This is a genomic window from Amycolatopsis sp. cmx-4-83, assembly GCF_046548815.1.
GTDB classification, from domain to species: Bacteria; Actinomycetota; Actinomycetes; order Mycobacteriales; family Pseudonocardiaceae; genus Amycolatopsis; species Amycolatopsis pretoriensis_A.
The window spans coordinates 539,519-560,231 of sequence record NZ_JAEBEF010000003.1 but is presented as its reverse complement, the minus strand read 5'-3'; the positions used below and the strand labels follow the sequence as shown (position 1 = coordinate 560,231).

At 71.8% G+C, this 20,713-nt stretch carries 17 protein-coding genes; 2 read left to right on the top strand and 15 right to left on the bottom strand.

Annotation, left to right across the window (positions count from 1 at the left end; all coding sequences use genetic code 11):
• Positions 1-26: 26 nt before the first annotated feature.
• The 6 genes from asnB to ACLJQM_RS12070 form a co-directional block, all read right to left on the bottom strand.
• A complete protein-coding gene (gene asnB, locus ACLJQM_RS12095; protein ID WP_410631243.1) occupies positions 27-1,859 on the bottom strand; it encodes an asparagine synthase (glutamine-hydrolyzing) in 1,833 nt (610 codons plus the stop codon).
• Positions 1,856-3,094, bottom strand: coding sequence for an MFS transporter (locus tag ACLJQM_RS12090; protein ID WP_360783600.1), 1,239 nt, complete (start codon positions 3,092-3,094; stop codon positions 1,856-1,858). The genes asnB and ACLJQM_RS12090 overlap by 4 nt, the downstream gene beginning before the upstream one ends.
• On the bottom strand, positions 3,091-3,912 hold the full coding sequence (locus ACLJQM_RS12085; RefSeq protein WP_410631242.1) for a hypothetical protein: 822 nt from the start codon (positions 3,910-3,912) through the stop codon (positions 3,091-3,093). The genes ACLJQM_RS12090 and ACLJQM_RS12085 overlap by 4 nt, the downstream gene beginning before the upstream one ends.
• Entirely contained in the window at positions 3,909-10,832 is a 6,924-nt protein-coding gene (locus ACLJQM_RS12080; RefSeq protein ID WP_410631241.1) for an amino acid adenylation domain-containing protein, read from the bottom strand. The genes ACLJQM_RS12085 and ACLJQM_RS12080 overlap by 4 nt, the downstream gene beginning before the upstream one ends.
• A complete protein-coding gene (locus tag ACLJQM_RS12075; RefSeq protein WP_360783591.1) occupies positions 10,829-11,539 on the bottom strand; it encodes a DUF6875 domain-containing protein in 711 nt (236 codons plus the stop codon). Before ACLJQM_RS12075 ends, ACLJQM_RS12080 begins: the two co-directional genes overlap by 4 nt.
• 73 nt (positions 11,540-11,612) lie before the next feature.
• The gene (locus ACLJQM_RS12070; RefSeq protein WP_360783588.1) at positions 11,613-12,560 is read right to left on the bottom strand and encodes a RimK family alpha-L-glutamate ligase; all 948 of its coding nucleotides are present in this window, start codon (positions 12,558-12,560) and stop codon (positions 11,613-11,615) included.
• 305 nt (positions 12,561-12,865) lie between these two features.
• Between ACLJQM_RS12070 and guaB the strand changes: the two genes are divergently transcribed.
• A complete protein-coding gene (guaB, locus tag ACLJQM_RS12065) occupies positions 12,866-14,377 on the top strand; it encodes an IMP dehydrogenase (protein ID WP_360783691.1) in 1,512 nt (503 codons plus the stop codon).
• A gap of 58 nt (positions 14,378-14,435) precedes the next feature.
• Here guaB and ACLJQM_RS12060 read toward each other — a convergent pair whose 3' ends face one another.
• From ACLJQM_RS12060 to ACLJQM_RS12040, 5 genes are all read right to left on the bottom strand, one after another.
• Complete coding sequence (locus tag ACLJQM_RS12060; protein WP_247022403.1) at positions 14,436-14,738, bottom strand: hypothetical protein; 303 nt, start codon at positions 14,736-14,738, stop codon at positions 14,436-14,438.
• A gap of 150 nt (positions 14,739-14,888) precedes the next feature.
• Positions 14,889-15,113 (bottom strand): DUF6480 family protein, encoded by a 225-nt coding sequence (locus tag ACLJQM_RS12055; RefSeq protein ID WP_247022402.1) that lies wholly within the window; start codon positions 15,111-15,113, stop codon positions 14,889-14,891.
• Between the two features lie 106 nt (positions 15,114-15,219).
• Positions 15,220-15,579, bottom strand: a complete 360-nt coding sequence (locus tag ACLJQM_RS12050; RefSeq protein WP_360783583.1) for a hypothetical protein — start codon at positions 15,577-15,579, stop codon at positions 15,220-15,222.
• Positions 15,580-15,727: 148 nt separating this feature from the next.
• Positions 15,728-16,243: a cupin domain-containing protein gene (locus tag ACLJQM_RS12045; protein WP_410631240.1), complete on the bottom strand. Its 516-nt coding sequence runs from the start codon at positions 16,241-16,243 to the stop codon at positions 15,728-15,730.
• A gap of 12 nt (positions 16,244-16,255) precedes the next feature.
• Positions 16,256-16,546, bottom strand: a complete 291-nt coding sequence (locus ACLJQM_RS12040) for a muconolactone Delta-isomerase family protein (protein ID WP_410631239.1) — start codon at positions 16,544-16,546, stop codon at positions 16,256-16,258.
• A gap of 101 nt (positions 16,547-16,647) precedes the next feature.
• On the opposite strand from ACLJQM_RS12040, the gene ACLJQM_RS12035 reads away from it, so the two are divergent.
• On the top strand, positions 16,648-17,262 hold the full coding sequence (locus ACLJQM_RS12035) for a TetR family transcriptional regulator (protein WP_410631238.1): 615 nt from the start codon (positions 16,648-16,650) through the stop codon (positions 17,260-17,262).
• 597 nt (positions 17,263-17,859) lie between these two features.
• On the opposite strand, the gene ACLJQM_RS12030 is transcribed toward ACLJQM_RS12035, so the two are convergent.
• The 4 genes from ACLJQM_RS12030 to ACLJQM_RS12015 all read right to left on the bottom strand — a co-directional run bounded on the left by ACLJQM_RS12030 (position 17,860) and on the right by ACLJQM_RS12015 (position 20,708).
• Positions 17,860-18,495, bottom strand: a complete 636-nt coding sequence (locus ACLJQM_RS12030) for a cation:proton antiporter (RefSeq protein ID WP_410631237.1) — start codon at positions 18,493-18,495, stop codon at positions 17,860-17,862.
• A 320-nt stretch (positions 18,496-18,815) separates the two neighbouring features.
• Complete coding sequence (locus ACLJQM_RS12025) at positions 18,816-19,220, bottom strand: arsenate reductase ArsC (RefSeq protein WP_410631236.1); 405 nt, start codon at positions 19,218-19,220, stop codon at positions 18,816-18,818.
• Positions 19,204-20,349 (bottom strand): ACR3 family arsenite efflux transporter, encoded by a 1,146-nt coding sequence (gene arsB / locus ACLJQM_RS12020; protein ID WP_410631235.1) that lies wholly within the window; start codon positions 20,347-20,349, stop codon positions 19,204-19,206. Before arsB ends, ACLJQM_RS12025 begins: the two co-directional genes overlap by 17 nt.
• The gene (locus tag ACLJQM_RS12015; protein WP_410631234.1) at positions 20,346-20,708 is read right to left on the bottom strand and encodes a metalloregulator ArsR/SmtB family transcription factor; all 363 of its coding nucleotides are present in this window, start codon (positions 20,706-20,708) and stop codon (positions 20,346-20,348) included. Before ACLJQM_RS12015 ends, arsB begins: the two co-directional genes overlap by 4 nt.
• Positions 20,709-20,713: the final 5 nt, after the last annotated feature.

The window sequence follows — 20,713 nt, the reverse complement described above, 5'->3', positions numbered from 1 at the left end:
GTGCTCCCCCTGTTTCTCTGCCGTCCTCACGTGAACTGCCCGCGGACCGGCCCGGTGCGCGCCCGGATCCGCCGCACCTTCTCGTGCCAGCGCCACGTGCTCAGCAGCAGCCACAGGTGCGGGATGGGTGTGTGCTCGACCTCGTCCGCCGGAGGCACCGATAGCAGTTCCCGGACCAGGTCGTCCGCGGCCAGCACCGGGTGGTGTTCGAGGACGAGCGCCGCCAGTGCCGCCTGCAGTGCCGCCTTGCCCGGGAACGGGAACACCTGCTTGGGGCGTTCCAGCAGGGTCGGGGGCAGCACACCCGCGAGCGCTCGCCGCATGACGTCCTTGCCCCGGCGGCGAGCCCGGTCGACGTGCCGTTCGAGAGGCCGGGCGAAGCACCATTCGACCAGGTGGTGATCCAGGAACGGCACCCGCGCTTCGACGCCGCTGCGCATGCTCAGGAAGTCCTCGAACCGGAGCACGCGGTGCAGCTGCGTGGCGACCAGCAACCGGTGTGCCCGCTCCAGCGGAGGGCCCGGCAGGCCCGCGCAGAAGTCCCGGAAGCCCTTCTCGACCACTTCGGCGTGCCCCAGGACCGCCGGCGAGAGCCCGGGTGCCCTCCTCGAAGCGGGCATCGCGAGGAACTTCGGGTTCGCCGGCTCATCGACGTCGTGGACGTTGCGGGTGAAGCCGGGCAAGCCGACGTACCCGGCCATGATCTCGTCGGCGCCCTGCCCGTTGAGGACCACGCGGAGCCCGAGGTCGCGCACCGACCGGTAGTTCGCCGCGATCGTCGGGTGCCGCGGGTCGTCGCCCAGGACAGCCAGGTCGCACGCTTCGTCCACCTGATCGAGCGTCAGCCGGCCGCCGTGGACGTCCACGTGGTGCCGGACCCGCCCCGCGCCCAGGGAGCGGACGAGCTCCTCGCTGTAGCGCAGGTCTTCGTTGCCCGCCGGGGACGGCGGTGCCCCGTCGGCGTCGCCGAACGCCACGGTCACGCAGGTCACCGGTCCGGATCCGGCGGCGAGCGCCGCGATCGCGGAGGAGTCGAGACCCCCGCTGAGGAACGTGCTCACCGGAACGTCCGCCTGCAGCATGCCGCCGAGGCTGCTGCGTAGCAGGTGACCGAACTCCTCGATCTCGGAGCCTCGTTCGTCGGTGACATCGGGCCGGGTGTCGGGGAGCCGCCAGTAGGTGTGCCACGACACCGTCCCGTCGTCGTCGAACCGCGCGGCGGCGCCCGGGGCGACCGAGCGGACCCCGGCCAGGAGCGTGCGGTCGACCTCCCAGTCCAAAGTGGACGAACAGAGCAGCTGGCGCCGGAACACCTCCAGGTCGGGTTCGGCGGTCACCAGACCCGACTCGAGCAGGGCTTCGACCTCGGAAGCGAACACGAGACGCCGGTCGTCGTGGTGGTAGTACAGCGGCTTGACGCCGAGGCGGTCGCGGACCAGCCACACCGCGCGTTCCCGCTCGTCCCACACCGCGAACGCGAACATCCCGTCGAACCGGTCCACGGCGGCGAGCCCCCACCGGCGCCACGCCTGCAGGACGACTTCGGTGTCGGTGCCCGAGCTGAACGAGACCGAGCGGCTCAGCTCCGCGCGCAGAGCGCGGTGGTTGTAGAGCTCACCGTTGTAGACGATGGTGAGCCCGTCGCGGCTCATCGGTTGCGCGCCTTGCTCGCCGAGCCCGACCACGCTGAGCCGCCGATGGCCGAGCGTCACGCCCTCGCTCTGCGCGAAGCCTTCCCCGTTCGGGCCGCGGTGGGCCAGCGCCCGGGTCATCCGGCGCACCGCCGCCGCGTCCCCGCGCTGGTCCCGCGCATCGGCGAACCGCCGGACGCCCGAGATCCCGCAGCCGGAGTAGGTCATCGAACGCCCACCTCGTCGCGCGTTCCGGCGGGCCACCGCTTCCGCCGGACGATGCGCATCGCGAACAGCAGGATCAGGCCACACAGCAAGAACGGCGCCCCGGGGAAGGCGACGACCGCCTCCGGCCCCGTGAAGTAGTCGAACAGCGCACTGCCGATCAGGGGCGCCACGAGCGCGTCCAGGCTGTTGAGGCCGGCGAGCGCACCCTGGACCCGGCCTTGTTCCTCCGCGGCCACCTCTCGTGCGGCCGCCGCGCGGGAGGCAGGAGTGATGACGCAGCCGACCGTGTAGCAGAGGACGAACGGCACGACGATCCACGGGCTCCCGACGAACGCCAGACCGCCGAGGGCCACCGCCGCGCTGGCCAGGCCGGCCAGCATCGCCCGCCGCTCCCCCAGCCGCGCGACCATGACCGGGACCAGCTTGCTCTGCGCCAATCCCATGCAGGCGCTGAGAACGGCGAGCAGGATGCCGTTCTGCAGCGGGCCCCAGCCGAACCGCTTGCCGGAGTAGAACACCCACATGCTCTGGAAGGTCAAGGTGGCGAAGCAGTAGCAGAGGACGAGCGCGGACACCCGGCTCATGGCGGGGGTCGAGCGCAGCACGGCCAGCGCGCGCCACGGGTAGAGCTGCGGCAACCGGACCGGCCGGCGCTTTTCCGGCGGGTGCGACTCCGGCAGCGAGGTCAGCGCGAAGATCAGGTTGACCGCCTGCAGCGCGGCCGCGACCAGGTAGGGCAGGTGCAGGCTGACGGCGCCGAGCAGCCCACCGGTCGCCGACCCGAGCACGAACCCGCCGTTCATGCAGAGCCCGAGCAGCCCGAAGTTGCGGATCCGCTGTTCGGGGCCGGAGATGTCCGCGATGTACGCGCTGATCACGGCGACCTTGGCGACCGCGAGGCCGGTGATGACCTGGGTCAGGTACAGGACTCCCAGGCTCGGGACGAACGCGATCAGTGCGTTGTTCAGCATGCTGCAGCCGAGAACCAGCAGCACCATCGGCCTGCGGCCGAGGCGGTCGCTCAGCGCCCCGAGTGCCGGCGCGGCCACGAACTGCAGCGCGTTCATCACGGCGATCATCAAGGCGAGGTGGATGGCGGCCGCACCGCTGTCGCCCCCGGTCAGGGTCCGGATCACCTCGGGCAGCACGGGGAGCGCGGAACCCGCGGCGAGCATGTCGGCGCAGACCATGGCCAGCACCAGGTAGAGCGGGACGTTCCCGCGCGCGGAGCTCACGCGGCCGCCTGGGCCAGCGCGGCGCGGATCCACGTGCCGAACCGGCTGCGCAGGTGGGGTGCGTCGAGAGTGGAAAGGCTCGTGCTCCAGCCGTCGAGGACGGCACCGCCGGGCGTGACCAGCCACCGGGTGCACAGGTAGCCGGGACGCAGGCTCCCGGCCAGCCGCGCGCAGTGGCCGCGCAGGTCCGCCGGGAGGTCGCCGGTGTCGACCGGCTCGCCGGCGAGGAAATGCACCCGGCAGACGTCGCTGTGCTCGACGTTTTCCTGCACGACGTGGCCGGTGCCGGTCCGGGCGGCCATGGCGAGCAACGTCGTGAGCTGCCCGCGATCGTCGGCCCGCGCCGCGGCGCCGGTGGGGTCCGTTCGCCCGCGGACCACCCACGAGCTGCCGCCCGTGCGGGTGGCGGGCTCCAGCGCGTGCAGCGCGTACCGCCCGAACGGCACCGCGGTCGTGGGCGCGACCGGGATCCCGAGCGCCGCCGCGCGGCAGGCGATCGCCAGCCGGTCGGCCTCGAGCTGGTCGGCGCGGTCGAGCTGCGCGTTGACGAGCAGGCTGCCGTGCAACCGGACCGTCTCGTGGATCGCCTGGAGGAAGCGGGCCGACGCGGGGTCGGGCGAATACCTGTCGATCCAGAAGGCCTTCGGCGTGGTCAGCAGGTCTTCGTCGCCGAGCAGCAGGCGTGGCCGCGATCCGGCGACCGGCACCAGCTCGTGCAGCGGCACCGCACGAAGCGGGATGCCGTCGAGCTCACCCGGAACCACCTGGGCGGCGTGTTCGGCGTCGTGGATGTGGACGATTTCCGGCCGGTGGCTCACGTGAGCTCCTCCTGGTCGAGTAGCGCCGCGATGCGCTCGGCACCGGCGTCGCGCAGCATCGAGACGTGGTCTCCGGGCACCGTGTGCACGTCCACGGACGCGGCCAGCCCGCGCCACCCGGCGAGATCACGCCAGCGCGCGCTCGTCGTCTCCGAGAGCACGATGGTCACGTGGCCGAGGCCGCCGCGGGGGATCCAGGCCTCGAGCGCCGCCTGGTTCTGCAGCAAGGTCGTCACGCGGTCGAGCAGCACCGGGTCGTCCGCGCCGGACAGGTACGCCGCTGACAGATCCTGCGCTTGGGCGCGGGGTCCGCCCGCCGGGAGCCGGTCCAGTTCGGCGCGCACGCGTTCGGCGCTCCACCCGGGCAGAACGGCCGAGAGCAGGTGGGCGGGCACCGCCGGGTCGGCGCGCTCGCCGGGCGCGAGCGGGGGCGGATCCACCAGCGTGAGCGCGCCGACCACGACGTCGCGTGCCGTCGCGCGCACCGCCATCTCGGCCGCCACCGCGGCGCCGAACGACCAGCCAGCCAGCCGCAGCGGCGACCGCGCACCCCGGGCCGCCAACCGGTCGAGGTAGTTCTCGGCGAGTTCCCCGATACCGGCCGGGCCGGCTCCCCGGAACTGGGTGAGCCCGTGGGCCGCCGTCCTCCGCAACCGTTCGGCGAGTGGCCGGAACCAGTGCACCGAGCCACCCACCGGGTGGACGAAGAACCGAGCCGGGCCCGAGCCGTCCGTGGACAGCGGCACGACCCCGGCGAGTTCTTCCAGCGCCGCCATGACGTCGTCGAGCACGCCGGCCGCCCGTGCCGGGGTCAGCGCGGAATCCGCGGCGGCCAGCCGGACCGTCAGCCGGCCGTCGCGGACGGCAGCGGACACGTCGACCGGCGTCGGCAGCACGTTCGCACCGGCGATCGGCGTGCCGGTGGGCAGGGCCACCGGGACCAGCGGGCCGGCCTCGGCACCGGTGCGTTGCTCGCCCAGGTAGTTCACCGTGATCTGCGGAAGCCCGTCCGCGGGGTGCCCGGTCAAGCCGTGCTGGTAGCGAGCTCGGGTGAACCCCGCTCCACCACCGGGAACGCCGTCGAGCTGCCGCCGGTAGGCCCGGGCCGTTTCGGCGAGGCCGTCCCCCGCCGGGGCGGGCAACCGGACCGGGTACAGCGCGGTGAGCCAGCCGACGATCTCGTGGGCGTGGGGGACGTCGTTGCGTCCGTGGCCTTCGAGGAAGACGTACAGGTCCGACGTCCGCCCGAGCGCCCGGCCGAGGGCGGCGAGGAGCAGGGCGGTGGGGCCACCCAGGTCGAAGCCCTCCGCATCGTCGACGAGGAACCGGGTCGCGGCGGCGGACAGCACGCGGGTCACGACCGTCGCATCCGCGAAGGTGGCCGAGGGCCACCGGTCGCCGGCGTCCGCCGCCGCGCGGGTGAGGAGTGCACGCCAGTGCGCGAGCTCGGCGGCGTCCGGTTCCGGTGGCGGTGCGGCGGGCAGTCCGTGTGCGGTTCCGGGCAGTTCGCCGTGGACGGCGCGGCCGAGGTCGTCCAGCAGGACGTTCCAGGAAACGGCGTCCACGATCAGGTGGTGCAGCACCAGGAGCAGGTAGCGCTCGCCGCTCGCGGCACGGATCCCGGAGAACGCCCACAGCCGCCCGTCGGCGATGGACAGGCTCGCGTGCACGCGATCGGCGTGGGCCGCGAGCGCGGGGTCGTCCGCGTTGCCGACGTCGTGCCAGTTCAGCTCGACGGGTGCGGGTGCGTCCGCGAGCACCACCCGCGGGCCGTCGCCACTCCGGGTGAATGTGGTGCGGAAGGCGTCGTGGTGGTGCGTCAGGCGGACGAGCCCCGTGGTGAGGGCGGTGTCGGTGACCTCCGGCGCCACCCGGACGATCCGCGCCTGGTTGAAGTGGTCCGGGTCGGCGAAGTCCTGTGCGAAGAACCAGGACTGGATCCCGGTCGGCGGCAGGACCGTTCCGCCCGGCCGTCGCACGGCCACCGCCACGTCGGCGGGCCCCAGGGCGGCGAGCGCGCGGACGGTGCGTTCGCGCATGAGGTCGGCGACGGTGACGCGAACGCCGGCCGCCTGGGCGCGTGCCACCATCCGGATGGCGAGCAGGGAATCACCACCGAGGTCGAAGAAGTCGTCTTCGGCTCCGACGTTGCGGCGGCCGAGAACCGCGCACCACACGTCCGCCAGCGCGCTTTCCACCGGACCGGTCGGACGGGCGGCCTCGGAATCGACGGCGTCCGTCTCGTCCCGGACGGGCGGGAGCGCGGCGCGGTCGACTTTGCCGGTGGCGGTCAGCGGCAGGGCGGGCAGCACCGCGATCGCACTCGGCACCATGTAGCCGGGCAGCCGCTGCGCGAGCCACCGCCGCAGCGCGGCCGGCGTGACTTCGCGGTCCTCTTCCGGCAGGACGTAGGCGACCAGGCGGTCGGTCCCGCCGGTGCGGTCGACGCTGACGTAGGCGTCGCCCACGTCGGCGTGGGCGACGCAGTTCTGCCGCACCTCGTCGAGTTCGATGCGGTAGCCGCGGACCTTCACCTGGTCGTCCAGCCGTCCGACCAGATCGAACTCCCCGTCGGCACGCAGCCGTGCCTCGTCCCCGGTCCGGTACAGCCGCCACCCGGCGAGTGGCCCGCGCGCCGGGACGGCGAACCGCTCTCGGGTCAGCGCGTCGCGGCCGAGGTACCCGGCGGCGACGCCCGGACCGGCGATGTGGAGCTGCCCCCGTGCGCCGACCGGGGCCGGGTGGTCCCGTCCGTCGAGCACGACCATGGCGTAGTTGGCCAGCGGCGTACCGATGCTGATGTCCGTGCTCGCCGGCTGCCCGGGGCGGTAGACCGTCTTCGCCGAGCACCACACGGTGGCTTCGGTGGGGCCGTACTCGTTGTGCAGCGACGCCCCGGGAAGGTGCCGCGCGTGCAGACCGACCAGTTCCGTGGTGCAGGGCTCGCCGCCGATGGCGACCACCCGCAGACCGGGCCGCCACCCACCGGGCGGGGTGCTGCGAAGGAGCTGGGCGTAGAACGAGGCCACGAAGTTGACGTGCGTGACCCGGTGCCGGTCGGTCAGTGCGCGGACGGCTTCGGGGTCACGAGCGTCGTCGCCCTCGGGCAGGACGACGGTGCCGCCGAGCCAGAGCGTCCAGAAGGTCATCGAGCCGGCGACGTCGAACACCGCCGGCAGCGTCACCAGCGTCGTCGGGGCGGTGGCTCCGAAGTGCGCGGTCCGTGCCGTGAGAGCCGTCACCGCGTTGGCGTGGGTGGTCACGACGGCCTTCGGCTCGCCGGTCGACCCCGAGGTGTAGGTGAGGTACGCGGGTGACGACGGCTCGGCGGCCGCGGCCGGCACCCGGGCGGGCGCGGCGGCGGGCAGGTCGTCGATCCGCACCACCGGCACGCCGAGGTCGTCGAACACCGCGCTCTCGGCGGACGCGAGCACGAGCACGGGCTTCGCGTCCCGGGTGATCAGCTGGAGCCGCGCCGCCGGGGCCGTGTGGTCGAGGCAGAGGTAGGTGCCGCCGGCCCGCGTGACGGCCAGCCAGGCCGCGGTCTGCTCGGGGGACTTCGCCGCGGTGACCGCGACGACGGATCCCCGGAGGTCGGGAACCAGCGTGGCCACCGCGTGACCGATGCGGTCCGCGAGCTCGCGCAGCCCGGCGTAGGTCACCGTGCGGTCGCCCTGCACCACGGCGGGCGCGCCGGGGTTGCGCTCGACCTGGTCCAGCACACCTTCGGGCAGGGTCCGGTGGCCGGGCTCGACGACGGGGCCGGTGCCGAGCGCCAGCACCTCGGTCAGCTCGGCGGGAGGGAGCACGTCGACGTCCGCGACCGGCCCGTCCCAGCCGTCCACGAGCGCCGTCAGGGTGTGCAGGAACCCGCCGAGGAGCCGGTGCGCCGTCTCCGGCCGGAACAGTGTCTTGTCGTACTCCCACAGCACGGACACGCCGTCGTGCCGGCGCCCCGAGCCCGCGGCGGCCGCGCGCGGGACGCACACGACGTTGACGTCGTTCTTCGCCGAGCCGTTGTGCTCGATGCGGAACTCGCCCCGCAGCGACGGCAGGTCGAAGCGCGGCATCGGGCTGTCGTGGAAGGCGAACATCAGCTGGAACAACGGGTTGCGGCGCGGATCACGAGCCAGGTCGACGTGCTTGACGACGTCGACGAGGGGCAGCTCCTGGTGGTCCTGGGCGCCCAGGAGCACCCGCATCACCGAACCGGCCAGCTCGCGGACGGCCACGTCCTCGGCCACGCGGAGCCGGAGCGGCAGGGCGTTGACGAACATGCCGAACACCGATTCGGTGCCGGGCAGCCGCCGGTTGGCGAACGCCGAACCGACGACCATGTCGGTCTCGCCGGAATGACGGGCCGCGAGCAGGGCGAAGGAAGTCAGGAACACCGCGAAGCGGCTCACGCCGGCGGCGGCGCACAGCTCGTCGATCCGGTCGACGAGCGCCGCCGGAACGTCGGCGCGGAGACAGTCGCCGTCGAAGGCCTGGACGGCGCCGCGCGCGTGGTCCGCCGGGAAGGTGACGCCTTCGCGGCAGCCCGTCAGCTGCGCACGCCAGTACCGCAGCTGCGTCCCGTAGTCACGGGTGCCCGTCCACTGCCGGTACCAGTGGCAGAAGTCCCGGTACCGCAGTCCGGGCGCCGCGTCGTGGCGATCTCCGGCCAGCGCGGCCGCGTAGCGGTCACGGATCTCGCCGAGGAACAGGGCCCCGGTCCAGCCGTCGTGGACGAAGTGGTGCTCGACCTGCAGCAGGATCGATCGGCTCGCGGAGAGCCGGTAGAGGTGCCAGCGCACGAGCGGCACCGCTTCGACGTCGAACGGGACCCGCATGGCCGCGTGCATCGCCGCCGCGGCCCGCGCCTCCGGATCGCCTGCCTCCCGCAGGTCGGTGACCTCGACCCGCGGCTGCCACGGCGTCACGACGCGCTGCACCGGTTCACCGTCGACCTCGGTGAAGACGGTGCGCAGGATTTCGTTGTCCGCCACGATCCCGGCGAGCGCCCGCTCGAGCGCGGGGAGGTCGACCGAGCCCTCGAAGTGGAGGGAGAACTGCGCGTTGTAGGCGCGAGCGTCGGGCGAAAGTTCGCGGAGGAACCAGATCTGCTGTTGCTGGGGGCTCAGCGGCGTGACGTCGCCGTGCTCCGCCACACGCGGGAGCGGACGGTCGGTGGCGATGCCGGCCCGCACGAGCCCGGCGATCCCGGTGATCGTCGGGTTGCCGAACAGGTCGCTGATCGGCACGTCGACGCCGTGGCTCTGCTTCAACGCCAACGAGAGGCGGACGAAGGACAGCGAATTCGCCCCGAGCGTGGTGAGGAGCGCGTCCGGGGCGAGGCCGGTGCGGCCCAGGACGGCCGAGACGGCGTCGCGCACCGAGGCCTCCAGCGGCGGCAGCGGCTCGTCGGCGACCGCCGAGGGCCGGACGGGTTCGGGCAGCCGCGCCTCGTCGACCTTCCCGTTGCCGGTGAAGGGCAGCTCGGCCAGCACGACGACGGTCGACGGCACCAGGAACGCGGGAAGCCGTCGCGCCAATTCGGCGCGCAGCGACTCCGCTGTCGGCGCGGGGGCGCTCCGAGCGGCCGCGTAGGCCACCAGCACCGGGGTGCCGCCCTGGTGGCGGGTCGTCACGTGCGCGCTCGTGACCCCCGGCACGTCGAGCAAGGCGTCCTCGACCTGCCCGGGTTCGACCCGGTGGCCGTTGACCTTGACCTGGCGATCCACCCGGCCGTCGAACACGTGGTCGCCGTCGGTGGTGCGCCGCACGAGGTCACCGGTGCGGTAGGCCCGCTCCCCCGAAGCCAGCGTGACGAAGCGCCGTGCGGTCAGCTCCGGCCGGCCCAGGTAGCCGAGGGCCAGGTTGGCTCCGGTGACCAGCAGCTCGGCCGGGGTCCCGGCGGGCACCGGGCCGCCGTCCGGCGCGTCGAGCACGAAGTTCGTCCCGGTGATGGGCTTGCCGATGGTGAGCGGACCGGTCTTGCCCGTGGCGGGGTCGTACACCTTGGCCTGGCTGCACCAGACCGTCGCCTCCGAAGGTCCGTATTCGTTGTGCAGGGCGGCTCCGGGCAGGACCGCGGCGTGCCGCTCGACGAGCGCGTCGCTCCAGCGTTCGCCGCCGACGCTGACGCTGCGCAGCGTGGCCGGCGGGGCCTCGGCGAGGTACTCCAGCAGGACGCCGTAGAGGGAGGAGGGGTACAGCAGGTGCGAGACGCGCCGGTCGGTCAGCATCGCGACCGTGGCACCGACATCGCTCAACCCGCGACCGGGCAGTACGAGGGTGCCGCCGCCGAGCAGCGCCCAGAAGACGGTCCCGACCGTGACGTCGAACGCCACCGAGTGCATCAGGGGAAGGCGCTCCGCCGGTCCGTAGACCTCCAGCCGGGCCCCGGTGGAGGCCAGGATCGCGGAATTGCCGACGAGCACGGCGTTCGGCGTGCCCGTCGAGCCGGACGTGTAGATGGCGTAGGCCGGGTCGTGGCCCTCCGCCGGGAACGGCGTGCCCGCCGCTGTCACGTCGTCGTCCAGGCACACCACGGGTCCGTCGAAGACGCTCGCGACCAGTGCACGGTGGGCGGCGTCGGTGACGACGACCGCAGGCCGCGCGTCGTGCAGTACCCGGCCGAGGTACCCGGCGGGCTGGGCGGGGTCGAGCGGCAGGTAGGCGCCGCCGGACCGCAGTGCGCCGAGCAGGGCGACGACGTAGTCCGCGGACCGGTCCAGGACCAGGGCGACGAGGTGCTGCGCGGCGGTTGCCTCGGGCAGGGCGCCCAGCACCGTCGACGCCGCGCCGTCCACGAGGTCCCGGAGTTCCGCGTAGGTGATCGGCGCGCCGTCGTGGGGCTCGACCGCGACCCGGCCGGCGAACCGCTCCATCGACGCGGAAACCGCCGCCGACAGTGTCGTGAAGTCCTGGAGCGTCATCGGTTTCCGCCCTCCAGCGCGGCTTCGCGCAGGTCTTCGAGCCGCCGGTCCAGCCGGGCGCGCGCCGCCGGCCCGAGCTGGGCGCCCAGGTACCGGTCGAACTGCCGGACGAACTCGTAGCGCACGGCGGGTGGGTAGTCGTCACGGTCGAGGAACATGAGGTCGTGCCCGGAAAGCGCGCGCACGGCGAAGATGGGGACGGGTGACCGGCCGACCGTGAACTCGGGGTTGTGCACGCTGGCGACGGTGCTGCGCGGGTGGAACTCGCCGATCATCAGGCCCAGCCGGACGAACGGCATCCGCAGCAGCCGGTGGCCGCCGTCGATGAAGTCCGCCGCGGCCTCGGGCTCGACGTCCGGGAAGAACGCCAGCAGCGCCGCCGAGCGGAACTCCGGCTTTCCGGCGAACCGCTCCAGGAACAGGTCGGCCAGGACCAGGCAGCGTTCGTAGGCGTCGCTCGCGGTCCGCCCCGGCGACCGGAGGGTCGTGAAGCAGACGATGTCCTGGGCCAGCGCGGGCGCCACGAACGGGCAGACCGCCCCGCGCCGCCCCAATCGCCGGTCGGGCCGCATGATGAATTCGTCGAGCCAGCGCAGACCGTCGACGTACCACGGGTGGCTCTCCGCCAGCACTGCCGCTTCCGCCACGCCCACCAGTGCCGCGGCATCCGGTTCGGTGGCCGCGAGTTCCGCGAGCTCGCTGTTCATCCTCGACTCCCCCGTTCGATGGTGCCCGGGCGCGGCGTGACCGCGGGGCCCGGTGTGGAACACGCGCTCGCCCTCAAGCGGTGACGGTCTGGCGCTGCGGGCTTTCGGCTCGCTCGATCTCCCGCGCGATGAACGCGAACAAGGCGTCCGCGCGCTCTTCCCGCTGCGGCGAGGGGAGGAAGCTGAAGCCACCCAGGGTGGTGCACCACTCGTTCAGCACGAAGCCCGTGCCGGTGACCAGCCAGTCGACGCAGAGGTAGCGGGCGCCCAGGCTGTCGGTGATCCGGCGGCACCAGTCACCCAGCTCCGCGGGCACGTCGAACGTGCTCACGTGACCGCCCCTGCTCGTGTTCGCCAGCAGGCCGCCCGCGGCCGGCCGGCGCAGCTGCGCACCGGAGACGACGCCGTCGATCAGGTACACCCGGAGGTCACCTTCGTTGACCAGGTACGGCTGGAGCACGTAGCTGCTGCCGCTCTGGGCGACCAGATCCAGTCCCGAACGCAGTTCTTCCTCGCTCGAGAACCTGAGCACCGCGCGGCCCATCGACATCTCGCGGGGCTTGAGCAGCCACGGCCCGTCACCGAGCAGGGGCAGGTGCCGCAGCACCCGCTGCGCGTGCCTGCCGGGTGGCACGACCAGCGTCGGCAGGTGCGGCACGCCCAGCGCGCCCGCCCGGTCGGCGATGGCCAGCTTGTCGCGCTCCAGGAACTCGAGGTCCGTGGTGGTGCGGTTGACCAGAACGCTGTCGCTGGCCGCGACGACCTCGTAGATCGCTCCGAGGAACTGGGCGGCCTGCGGATCGGCGCTGGTCTGCTCGAGCAGGAAACAGCCCCGCTCTTCGAGCAGATCGCGTTCCGCGCGGTACAGGTGCGGACGGCGGCCGACCGCCGGGACGAGTTCGCGCGCCGGGACGAATTCGAAACCCAAACCGGACTTTTCGGCGGCCGGCAGGTAAAGGTCGAGGAGTTTCCGTTCTTTGCCGCGCAGCCACGCGTCCGGGAAGTCGTCGGGATGGTGCACGAACGAAACCGTCCGGCGCACGTTTCCGCGCAGCACGAATATTCCCCCCACAATTGATGCGCGCCGAGACGGCACGAACCCACAGCGGCCCTCCCGCCGCCGGTCCGAAGTGAAGCAAGGCGGACACCGGCGGGGCAAGGTGACCATGATCACCCGTCCCGATCACCGACAACGTCCGGACGAGTCCGGCCGAACGGGCGGAGCCGGGGGCACGGGACGCCCGGTGCGGCACGTCGTTCCAGGTCATCGGCCCTGCCCTACACTGTGCGGGGTCCACGTTGGAAGCGAAAGGTGTACACGAGCGCATGGTCAGCGAAGAAGTATTCCCGGCGAAGTTCGACTCCCTCGGTCTCACCTTCGACGACGTGCTGCTGCTCCCCGCCGAATCCGACGTGATTCCCAGCCAGGTCGACACCACGACGCGGCTGACCCGGAACGTCACCCTCAAGATGCCGCTCGTCTCCGCGGCGATGGACACCGTCACCGAAGCCAAGATGGCGATCGCCATGGCCCGGCAGGGCGGCATCGGCGTTCTGCACCGCAACCTGCCGGCCGAGGCCCAAGCACGCCAGGTCGAAACCGTGAAGCGTTCCGAAGCGGGAATGGTCACCGACCCGGTCACCTGCCGGCCGACCCAGACCCTCGCCGAAGTCGACGCGCTTTGCGCCCGGTACCGCATTTCCGGTGTGCCGGTGGTGGACGACGACGGCAAGCTGGCGGGGATCATCACCAACCGCGACATGCGGTTCGAAATGGACACGCAGCGCCCGGTCGCCGAGGTGATGACGAAGTCCCCCCTCATCACGGCTCCGGTCGGCGTGACTCCCGAAGAGGCTTTGCGGCTCCTGCGCGAAAACAAGGTCGAGAAGCTGCCGATCGTCGAAGACGGTGGCCGGCTCGTCGGGCTGATCACCGTCAAGGACTTCGCGAAGAACGAGCAGTTCCCGGACGCCGCCCGGGACAAGGCGGGGCGCCTGCTGGTGGCCGCCGCGATCGGCGTCGGCGAAGATGCCCTCAACCGGGCGAAGCTGCTGGTCGACGCCGGCGTCGACGTCCTCATGGTCGACACGGCCCACGGTCACCAGGGCGACGTCCTGACCGCGGTGGCCGCCGCGAAGCGCCTTTTCGCCGACGGGGTCGACGTCGTCGGCGGGAACGTCGCCACGCGCGCGGGAGCACAAGCGCTGATCGACGCGGGCGCCGATGCCGTCAAGGTGGGCGTGGGCCCGGGTTCGATCTGCACCACCCGGGTGGTCGCCGGAGTCGGCGTCCCGCAGATCAGCGCGATCTACGAGGCTTCGCTCGCCTGCGCCGCCGCCGGCGTGCCGGTGATCGGTGACGGCGGGATCCAGTACTCCGGCGACATCGCCAAAGCGCTCGCGTCGGGAGCCGACACCGTGATGCTCGGCAGTCTCCTCGCCGGCACCGGCGAAGCGCCCGGCGAACTCGTGTACATCGACGGCGAGCAGTACAAGACCTACCGCGGCATGGGCTCCCTGGGAGCCATGCAGTCCCGCAACGGCACCAAGTCGTTCTCGAAGGACCGCTACTTCCAGGGCGATGTCCTGGCGGAGGAAAACCTGGTCCCGCAGGGCATCGAGGGACGCACGTCGTTCCGTGGACCGGTAGCCGACGTCGTGTACCAGCTCGTCGGGGGGCTGCGCGCCGGAATGGGCTTCGTCGGCGCCCGCACGATCGCCGACCTGCAGCAGGCCCAGCTGGTCCGGATCACCGCGGCCGGTCTGCGCGAAAGCCACCCGCACGACATCACCATCACGACCGACGCCCCCAACTACAACTCACCGGGCCGCCGCTGAGCCGGCCGATTCGGCCCCCCGCACAACGCGGGGGGCCGAATCGGTCTCGCCGCATCGCTCACGACTGGCTCAGGCCGATGCTCGCCGAGATCGGACGGACGTTGACGCAGTTGGCGGTGGACTGCCCCGGGTAGCTGCCGGCCGGTTGCCAGCTTCCGTAGGCGTACCTGGTGCTCGTGCACTTGGCGACCGCGCGGTAGCTGCCGGGACCTTTGGTGCACTTCGCGTAGGTGGTGTACAGCCCCGAAATTCCCCAGGTGCACCCGGACGGCCACGGTTCCGCCGAAGCGGAACCGGCTGTCGCGAGCGCACCCGAGACCACCAAGCCGGCAATCATCGAAACCGCAGCTGCCTTCTTCATTCGCCGCTCCCCTGGTTCGCACCTGTCCCATGGCGAAGCCGACACGTCCACCCGCGACCGCCGGTTGACGCGGATCCCCGGCAATCACCCGATCGGCACAGTGATGCACGGCCCACGACGCGAGCCGGCCTTCGTCCCGGGAAGCGGTCGTCAGCCGAAGAGGTCGAAGGCGCGCAGCAGGAAGAACGCGGCCACCCCCAGCACGATGACCCCGATCAGGACGAGCGCGAGCACCGGAACCGTCTTCGACGGCATCGGCTGCGGGTGGGACAGGCCGGAGGTCTGCCCGGCGTCGGGCGGGGTGTCGCCCGGGGTGACCGAACCGCCCCGTTCCAGGCCCGGCACCTCGTCGGGCTCGGGTCCCGGCGCGGTCATGAGCGCGCCGCCGGGACGTCCGTCGAGGGCTGGGCCGACATCGTGATCACCTATTCTCCGGGAGGGGGCGGCCAACGGCCGTGGATGCGTTCGCCGGCGGGGCTGGTCAGGCTACGAAGGCGGAGGCGGCGCACAACGCCGCCCACGTGGCGGCGAAGGCCGCGACCTTGCCGCGCGCGGAGCGGTCGGGCAGGGTGGCGCCGAAGATGAGCGCATCCGCGGCGTCGGAGGCCACGCGCGCGGCGAGGGCGACACGCAGCGGACGACCCGGTGGGGCGAACATCATCGCGAGCCCGATGACGGCGTCCCGGGCCCCGATGCCGCCGATCAGCGTCCGCACGCCCGCGGTGACCCCGCCGGTGGGAGTGGTCAGGCCGCACGGTTTGGCCAGCACCTTCGGCGCGGCGATGATCGTCACGCTGTAAGCGGCGGTGGCCGTTCCGAGGACGCGGGTCAACGCGGGCATCGGTCACATCCTTCGCATCGGTCTCGAGCACCAGACCGGACGCATACCCGGTCGAATCGACAACAAACCGATGCACTTGCCGTAAACCGGCTACCGTCGGAGAGTCACCCGATCGAGAGGCGCCGCGGGACTGGAAGTGCGGCCGTGCTCAGTGGGTCCACTTCGCGGCCCAGGCCGTGTCGGCGCTCGCCGACCAGAAGTTGTCCATCAGCTGCGCCGCGGAGCGCGGGTCGAAGCCGAGGTCGGGCGGCGGCAGTTCACGCCGCTCCGCGGGAGTGCCCAACCCCATGATGACCTGCTCGAAGCCGCCCGGCGTGTAGCCGTTGAGCACGTGCGCGGCGCTCCGGGTGGTGAAACCGTGCACCGTTCCGCGCGGAATCCACACCGAGTCACCCGCCGTCGCGCGCATCGGCGGCTGGTCCCCGACCCGGAATTCGATGGAGCCTTCGAGCACGTTGAACCACTCGTCGATCGGGTGCACGTGAGGCGGCGGCCCGCCCTCCGCCGGCATCCACTGCTCCATCACCGAGAACGCTCCCCCGGTCTGTTCCGAGGCCGCCAGCACGACCCAGAGGACGCCGAACGCCCAGTACGCCGGCGCGGTGTCCCTCCCGGCCATGAACGGCACGCCATGCGGGGAGACGGCGTTCTTCTCTTCCTTCACGATCGCGTCCTCTCAGCGGGCGTCCGCGGGTGCGAGCGGGTAGACGTCGGCATCGAAGAACCGGGCGAAGGGCAAGGTGGCCAGGGTCTCCGCCACTTGTTCCTGATCGGCGGCCACGATCTCGACGAACGTCGCCCGCCGCGCCGGGGAAACGTAGTGGGCGCCGACCTTTCCCTGCGAGCGCAACACTTCCAGCTGCTGGTGCTCGTCCTCTCTCAGCGCGGCGAATTCCGCGAGGTCGGTGTCGTCCCGGAGGGTTCCGACCACCATGAACGTCTGTGCCGTGCCGGGGTTCGGAGGCATGTTTTCCCTTTCGAGAGTGCTTCGCCGGGCCTGATGTCTCGACGTGACATCACCGTAGCACTGATGTCCCGCCGCGTCATCGACGCGGGTATCCTGGTGCCATGCCCCGGTGGGAAGAAGGCAGCGAAGAGCGGATGAAGCAGTCCGCCATGGAGCTGTTCGAGGAACAAGGCTTCGAGGCCACCACGGCGGTCCAGATCGCGGACCGCGCCCGCGTCACCACCCGGACGTTCTTCCGCTACTTCCCCGACAAGGAAGAAATCCTCTTCGCCGACGCGGACCTGCTCAACGCGGCGCTCGTCCAGGAACTCCTGCGGACGCCCGACCTCGAACAGCCACTCCGGACCGTGGTCCGGACCCTGGCCGGGTACGACTGGGAACAACTCGGCTCACGAGACCTCCTGCGCCGGCGGAGCCGGCTCATCGCGTCGAACCCCGGGTTGCTGGAACGCGATCTGATCAAGCGGCACCAGATGGCCGAGGGGTTCCGCCGGGCACTGGGCGAGCGCGGGGTCGATCCCGACACCGCGGAGCTGGCAGCCAGTACGGGAAGCCAGATCTTCGGTACGGCCTACCGCAAGTGGCTGGAAAGCGACGACGACACGGACCTGACGACCATCACCGACACCGTGACGTCCCTTCTCTCCGACATCGTGCCCGCGGCCCGGCCACCACGAGGACGCCGCCGGGCGCCGGCCGCTTCGCCGGCGAAGTAACTCGCCGCACACGGTCGAGAAGACCATCACCGACGGCTGGCGCCAGGCCGCCGCCGGGCCAGTGTCCACGGACTCCGCCGAGCTTCTCGAAGCCGATACCGCCGGTCTCGTCACCGCCGAGGACGCGCAGTACGCACTCGAGACCACCTGCGCGGAACCTGAGGGCTGGTCGCGCCCGGGTACGACCCCACTGTCCACGAAGGACATCGCGCTCAACCTCGCACCGCCACCCCCAAGGGGCGCCATGCCGGTCATCGAGGTCGAGCACCTCCGCAAGCGGTACGGGGACGAAGCCGCGGTCGACGACGTCTCGTTCATCGCGAACGCGGCGAGATCTTCGGGATCCTCGGCGCCACGAAGGCCGGCGAGCCGGGCAGGCTCGGCGTCAGCGCACCCTCCCCGGACCGATCCAGAAGTGCCGTTCGACACCGCAAGTGGCCATGCCCCCTCCGCCGTTCCCCGGCATCGCCGCTGCCTACGCCAACAGTTTGCGCCCCGAAACCATGACACGTCCCTCGCTCACGACGGCCGCCTCGGCCGCCGGCGCCGGACCTCACTGTCCCGCACGAACCGCGCGGTGGACCTGACGATTGCCGCTCAGCCGAGCACGAAGTAGCGCAACCAGAGGTAGGGCGCGGCGATCAGCACGGTCAGCAGCGTGACCTGGGCGCCCTTGCGGGTGAACTCCCAGAACGAGATCGGGCTGCCCGAACGGGCCGCGATCCCCAGCAGCACCACGTTGGCGCTGGCGCCGATCGCCGTCATGTTGCCGCCGAAGTCGGCGCCCAGCGCCAGCGACCACCAGAGGGCCTCCGAGTGGCCCGGGTCCTTTCCCAGGTCGGAGTCGGCGTGCGCGGCCGTGGCCGTGGCCAGGAAGATCAGCACGAACGGCAACGCGAGCCCGTCGTTGAGACCGGACTCGACGTTGAGCAGCCGCCGCAGCCGCAGCGGCACGTCGTCGCGGCCGACGATCGCCGGGTCCGTCGGCGAGAGGATCGCGCCGAGCAGCAGGGCCGTCGGCCAGTCCAGCCCGACCAGGAAGTGCGCCGGGACCGCGATCCCGACCATCGTCAGCGGCATGCCCAGGCCCAGCGCCCGGCCCGAAAGCTGCCAGCCTTCCCGCAACGCCCGGCCGTTGGCTCGCTGGCCGTCGGTGAACAACACCGTGAAGAGCGCGATGTCGGCGAGCGCGGTGACCGGCAGGACGACGCCGAACGCCAGCACGAGCGCCATGGAGAATCCGTCCTCGAGTCGCCACCTCCGCCCACTCCGGGCGGAGGGCCGACCAGACTTCCCGGCACTCCACGCGTAAAGATCCGGCCGGGTGCAAACCGGAGACGCGATCGAACCCGCGCTGGGCCTTTCGCGGTGACCTCGCCCTCCTGCTGCCGACGATGGCGCTCGTCGTCGCCATCGTCGTGCTCGTCATCGTCACGCCCGCTACCCCAGGGCGATGTCCGGCCACGCCTTCTGCACCGAGCTGACCCGCCGCACGGCCGGCTGCGTGCGCGCGGCGGCGAGCACCACCACACCGACCACCGACCCGGCGGTCATCAGCAAGCGCGGAGCTCGGCGAGCAGCTGTCGCACCCGCCGATCGATCTCGTCCCGGATCGGCCGGACCGCCTCGACGCCCTGGCCCGCAGGGTCCTCGAGCTGCCAGTCCAAGTAGCGCTTGCCGGGGAAGATCGGGCACGCGTCACCGCAGCCCATCGTGATCACGACGTCGGCGGCCTCGACCGCGTCGGTCGTCAGCTTCTTCGGCACCTCCTGGGAGAGGTCGAGCCCGAGCTCGGCCATCGCGTCGCGCACGGCCGGGTTGATGCTCTCGGCGGGCGCGGAGCCGGCCGAGCGGACGTCGACCGCACCGTCGGCGTGGTGGGCCAGCAGCGCGGCGGCCATCTGGGAGCGACCGGCGTTGTGCACGCAGACGAACAGGACTTCAGGCTTGCCGGTCACGGTGTACTCCCCTTCGACGGGTGGGACAGGCAGCGTCGTGGCGAAGACGACGCCGCACACCGACGCCACCGCCAGGCCGGCTGCTCCTTGCGATGCGGCGCCGCAGCGCGAGGGAGACGTACACGAGGGCGACGAGCACGGGAACTTCGATCAGCGGGCCGACGACCCCGGCGAGCGCCTGCCCGCTCGCGGCCCCGAAGGTCGCGATGGCCACGGCGATGGCGAGTTCGAAGTTGTTGCCCGCGGCGGTGAACGCCAGCGTGGTGGTCCGCTCGTAGGTCAGTCCCACGGCCTTGCCCAGCGCGTAGGACCCGGCCCACATCAGTCCGAAGTAGACCAGCAGCGGAACGGCGATGCGCGCGACGTCGAGCGGACGGCTGGTGATCTGCTCGCCCTGCAAGGCGAAAAGGATGACGATGGTGAACAGCAGCCCGTACAGCGCGACCGGCCCGACCTTCGGCAGGAAGGTGCTCTCGTACCAGTCACGACCTTTGGCACGTTCGCCGACGCGGCGGCTGAGGTAGCCGGCGACCAGCGGGATGCCAAGAAAAATCAGCACGCTCTTGGCGATCTGCCACCCGGACACCGCGAGGTCGGCTTGCGGGAGGCCGAGCCAGCCAGGCAGAACCGACAGGTAGAACCACCCCAGCAGGCCGAACGCGATGACCTGGAACACCGAGTTCAGCGCGACCAGCACCGCGGCGGCTTCCCGGTCGCCGCAGGCGAGGTCGTTCCAGATGATCACCATGGCGATGCAGCGCGCGAGACCGACGATGATCAGGCCGGTCCGGTACTCGGGCAGGTCCGGCAGTAGCAGCCAGGCGAGGGCGAACATCAGCGCCGGGCCGACGAGCCAGTTCAGCACCAGCGAGGGCCACAGCAGCCGCCGGTCGCGGGTGACCGTGCCGAGCCGGTCGTAGCGGACCTTCGCCAGCACCGGGTACATCATCACCAGCAGCCCGAGGGCGATCGGCAGCGAGATGCCGTCGACCTGCACCGCGGACAGCGCGGTGTCGAGGCCGGGAACCCAGCGCCCGGCCAAGAGCCCGGCGACCATCGCGGCCGCGATCCAGACCGGCAGGAACTTGTCCAGAGTGGACAGACGCGGCGGTGCTTCGAGCGTCGTCACGCGGTAACCGTTTCGCCCGTGGTGGTGAGCACCGTCGACAACCGCGCCAGCACCTCGGGGTGCACGCGGTAGTAGATCCACGTGCCGCGCCGGTCCCCGGTGATCAGCCCGGACTCGCGCAGCACCTTCAGGTGGTGGGAGATGGTCGGACCGGTCAGGTCGAACGCTTCAGTGAGGTCGCACACGCACGCTTCGCCACCGGCGTGGGACGCGATCAGCGAGAGCAGCCGCAGCCGCACCGGGTCGGCCATCGCCTTGAACAGGTGCGACAGCTCGAGCGCCTGGTCCTGCGTCAGCGGTTCCCGGTCCAGGGGCGCGCAGCAGGCGTCCATCGCGACGAGCGGCAGTTGCTTCGGCATCGCTC